4 protein-coding genes are annotated in these 3,678 nt (G+C 69.4%); all 4 read left to right on the forward strand.

Annotated elements, in window-relative coordinates; genetic code table 11:
• Nucleotides 1–365 (forward strand): acyl-CoA dehydrogenase family protein (locus N878_RS14900; protein WP_031303230.1); only part of this gene is annotated, 365 nt, incomplete at its 5' end.
• Nucleotides 366–462: 97 nt separating this feature from the next.
• Nucleotides 463–2,103 carry an AMP-binding protein gene (locus tag N878_RS14905; RefSeq protein ID WP_021444421.1) on the forward strand — a complete coding sequence of 547 codons (1,641 nt, stop codon included), beginning with the start codon at nt 463–465 and terminating at the stop codon, nt 2,101–2,103.
• 169 nt (nt 2,104–2,272) lie between these two features.
• Entirely contained in the window at nt 2,273–3,454 is a 1,182-nt protein-coding gene (locus N878_RS14910; protein WP_021444422.1) for a CaiB/BaiF CoA-transferase family protein, read from the forward strand.
• A 61-nt stretch (nt 3,455–3,515) separates the two neighbouring features.
• The coding region (locus tag N878_RS14915; protein ID WP_177342901.1) for a macro domain-containing protein at nt 3,516–3,678 on the forward strand (163 nt) is incomplete at its 3' end.

The raw sequence follows: 3,678 nt of genomic DNA on the forward strand, positions 1-3,678 counted from the left end.
AGACCACCATCGACTACGTCAAGGAACGCCAGGCCTTCGGCCGCCCGGTGGCGCATTTCCAGAACACCCGCTTCAAGCTGGCCGAGATGCGCACCCAGATCGACGTGGCCCAGGTGTTCACCGACCGCTGCGTGATGGATCACAACCAGAAGAAGCTCAGTGCAGAAGTCGCCGCAGAGGCCAAACTGTTCACCACCGAGCTGCTGTGCAAGGTGGTCGACGAGGGCGTGCAGCTGCACGGCGGCTGGGGCTACATGTGGGAATACCCGATCTGCAAGATGTACGCGAACGCGCGCATCCAGCGCATCTTCGCCGGCACCTCGGAGATCATGAAGGAGATCATCAGCCGCGGGATGAAGCTGTAGTTCGTAGGGCAACGCGCAGCTTGCCCAGCGTCGCCAGGGACTCGCCAGGCCCTGCAGGAGCAAGCTTGCTGGCGATCAATAACAAGAAGAGCACGCCATGACCCTGCAACTGCCGCTGCAACGTTTCAACCACTGGCTGGATCGGCAACCCGACGCGGTCTGGCTGCGCCAGCCGGTGGCCGGCGTCTGGCACGATTTCACCTGGCGCCAGGTCGACGAGCAGGCGCGGCGCCTGGCCAGCGCGCTGCTGGCGCTGGGCTGCTTGCCCGGCGAGCGGGTGGCGCTGCTGGCGAAGAACTGCGCCGAATGGTTTATCAGCGACCTGGCGATCCAGCACGCCGGGCTGGTCAGCGTGCCGCTCTATCCGCTGCAGGCGCCCGAGCAGATCGCCTACGTACTGCAGCACGCCGGCTGCAAGCTGATCTTGGTGGGCAAGCTGGACGAGCCCGACAAGCTGGCCGCCGGCATCGGCCCGCATATCACGCGCATCGCCATGCCCTATCCGAGCATGCCGGCCGAGCACCGCTGGCACGAGCTGCTGGCCGCCCACGAGCCCCTGGCGGGTAGCCGCCAGCAGCGCGGCGACGAGCTGCTGTCGATCCTCTATACCTCCGGCACCACCGGGCAGCCCAAGGGGGTGATGCTTTCGGCCCATGCCATGGCCTTTTCCGCGGCGCACGCCACGGCGGAGATGGGCATGACGCCGCAGGACCAGTTCTTTTCCTACCTGCCGCTGTCGCACGCCGCCGAGCGCTTTCTGGTGGAGTTCAACAGCCTCTATTGCGGCGCGCCGGTGGCCTTCGTCGAGTCGCTGGAGACCTTCGCCAGCGACCTGCGGCGGGTGCGGCCGACCGTGTTCTTCTCGGTGCCCAGGCTGTGGACGCGCTTTCAGCAGGGCGTGCTGGAGCAGCTGCCGGCGCACAAGCTCGAACGGCTGCTGCGCATCCCGCTGCTCGGCCGCCTGGTGGCGCGCAAGGTGCGCGCGGGGCTGGGGCTGGATCGTGCGCGCATCCTGGTGTCCGGCGCGGCGGCGATTTCCACCGGGCTGCTGGACTGGTACCGGCGCCTGGGCATGACCATTTGCGAGGGCTACGGCATGACCGAGCACTTCGCCTACGGCTGCTTCAACCGGCCGGGGCAGGTGCGCTTCGGCACGGTGGGCCGGCCCATGCCGCACCTGCAATTGCGCATCGACGCCAGCGGCGAGATCCTGTTGCGCAGCGAGACCCTGATGCAGGGCTATTACCGCGAGCCGGAGAAGACCGCCGAGACGCTCGAGGGCGGCTGGCTGCACACCGGCGACCGGGGCCAGCTGGACGAGGCGGGCTACCTGCGCATCACCGGGCGGGTCAAGGACATCTTCAAGACCAGCAAGGGCAAGTACGTGGCGCCGGCGCCCATCGAAGGCGAGATCGCCAAGAGCCACTGGGTCGAGCAGGTGTGCCTGATGGGCAGCAACCTGGACCAGCCGCTGGCGCTGATCGAGCTGTCGCCGGCGGCCCGCCAGCAGCCGCAGGAGGTGGTCGGCCAGGCGCTGCAGGCGCATCTGCAGGCACTCAACGAGCGCCTGGCGCCGCACGAGCGCATCAGCCATTTCATCCTGGTGCGCGAGGCCTGGACGGTGGACAACGGCTGCATGACGCCGACCATGAAGATCCGCCGCAACGTGCTGGAGGCGCGCTACGCCGGGGCGCTGGCCGGCCTGTCGGCGAGCGAGGCCATCGTCTGGGAGCCCTGATCCCTGGCCCGCAGGCAATCCGCTAGCGCAATCCCCGGATGGCCTCCGGGCCAAGCTGGCCACGCCGGCCGGGGTTGCACCGTTCTACCCCTCGCCCCTCTGGGGGGAGGGCTGGGGCGAGGGGCTGGGGCCTCTCGCCCGACACCACATCATCTGATCGGGAGTCGCCATGTCCGGCCCACTGTCTTCACTGAAAATCCTCGACTTCTCCACCCTGTTGCCGGGGCCCTTCGCCTCGCTGCTGCTGGCCGACCTGGGCGCCGAGGTGCTGCGCGTGGAGTCGCCCACGCGCATGGACCTGGTGCGCGTGCTGCCGCCGCACGACGGCGGCACCTCCACCAGCCACGCCTACCTCAACCGCAACAAGCGCGCCATCGCCCTCGACCTCAAGCGCCCCGAGGCGCTGGAGGTGGTGAAGAAGCTGGTGGGCGAGTACGACATCGTGCTGGAGCAGTTCCGCCCCGGGGTGATGGACAAGCTGGGCGTCGGCTACGCGGCGCTGAAGGCGATCAACCCGCGGCTGATCTACGTGTCGATCACCGGCTACGGCCAGAGCGGGCCGTACAAGGACCGCGCCGGGCACGACATCAACTATCTGGCGCTGGCCGGCCTCGCCAGCTACACCGGCCGCCGCGACAGCGGCCCGCTGCCGCTGGGGGTGCAACTGGCGGATATCGCCGGCGGCTCGCTGCACGGGGTGATCGGCCTGCTCGCCGCGGTGGTGCAGCGCCAGGTCACGGGCCTGGGCCAGCAGGTGGACGTGAGCATGACCGACTGCGCCTTCAGCCTGCACGCCATGGCCGGCGCCGGCTACCTCGGCGCCGGGGTGGAGCCGGACATGGAGAACCAGGCGCTCAACGGCGGCAGCTTCTACGACTACTACCGCACCCGCGACGGCCGCTGGTTCTCGGTGGGCAGCCTGGAGCCGCAGTTCATGCAGCAATTCTGCCAGGCCATTGGCCGGCCGGAGCTGGCGGCACGCGGGTTGTCGCCGAAGCCCGAGGATCAGCGCGCGCTCAAGCGCGAGATCGAGATCGAATTCGAGCGCCGCGACTTCGCCGAGTGGTGCCAGCGCTTCGCCGCCCTGGACGCCTGCGTCGAGCCCATGCTGCCGCTGTCCGAGGCGGTGGAACATCCGCAGATCCAGGCGCGCGGGCTGGTCACCGAGGTGCCGCGCGATGGGCTGCCGGCGCAGCGGCAACTGGCCTGCCCGCTGAAGTTCTCGGGCGGTTTGCCGGCGCCGCGGCATATCGGCGCGGCGGTCGGCGCGCATACCGAGGAAGTCCTGGCCGAACTGGGCTACAGCGCCGAGCAGATCGCCGCGCTGCGGGCGGTCAAGGCGCTGGGCTGATCCCGCTGCGCCTGGCGCCGCAGCGACTACGCTGAAGCGGGAGGGCCCGGCCATGATCGCCATGCTCGAAGCCCTGCAGGCCGATATCACTGGCCTGGAGGTCGACGCCATAGTCAACGCCGCCAACAGCTCGCTGCTCGGCGGCGGCGGGGTGGACGGCGCCATTCACCGCGCCGCCGGGCCGCGGCTGCTGGAGGCCTGTCGGCCGCTGGGCGGTTGTCCCA

This window comes from Pseudomonas sp. EGD-AK9 (genome assembly GCF_000465935.2).
Taxonomy (GTDB): Bacteria; Pseudomonadota; Gammaproteobacteria; order Pseudomonadales; family Pseudomonadaceae; genus Aquipseudomonas.

Excerpts from the sequence above, each read along its gene's own strand:
- N878_RS14905 (WP_021444421.1), top strand. The coding sequence starts at position 463 with ATGACCCTGCAACTGCCGCTGCAACGTTTCAACCACTGGCTGGATCGG.
- N878_RS14910 (WP_021444422.1), top strand. The coding sequence starts at position 2,273 with ATGTCCGGCCCACTGTCTTCACTGAAAATCCTCGACTTCTCCACCCTG.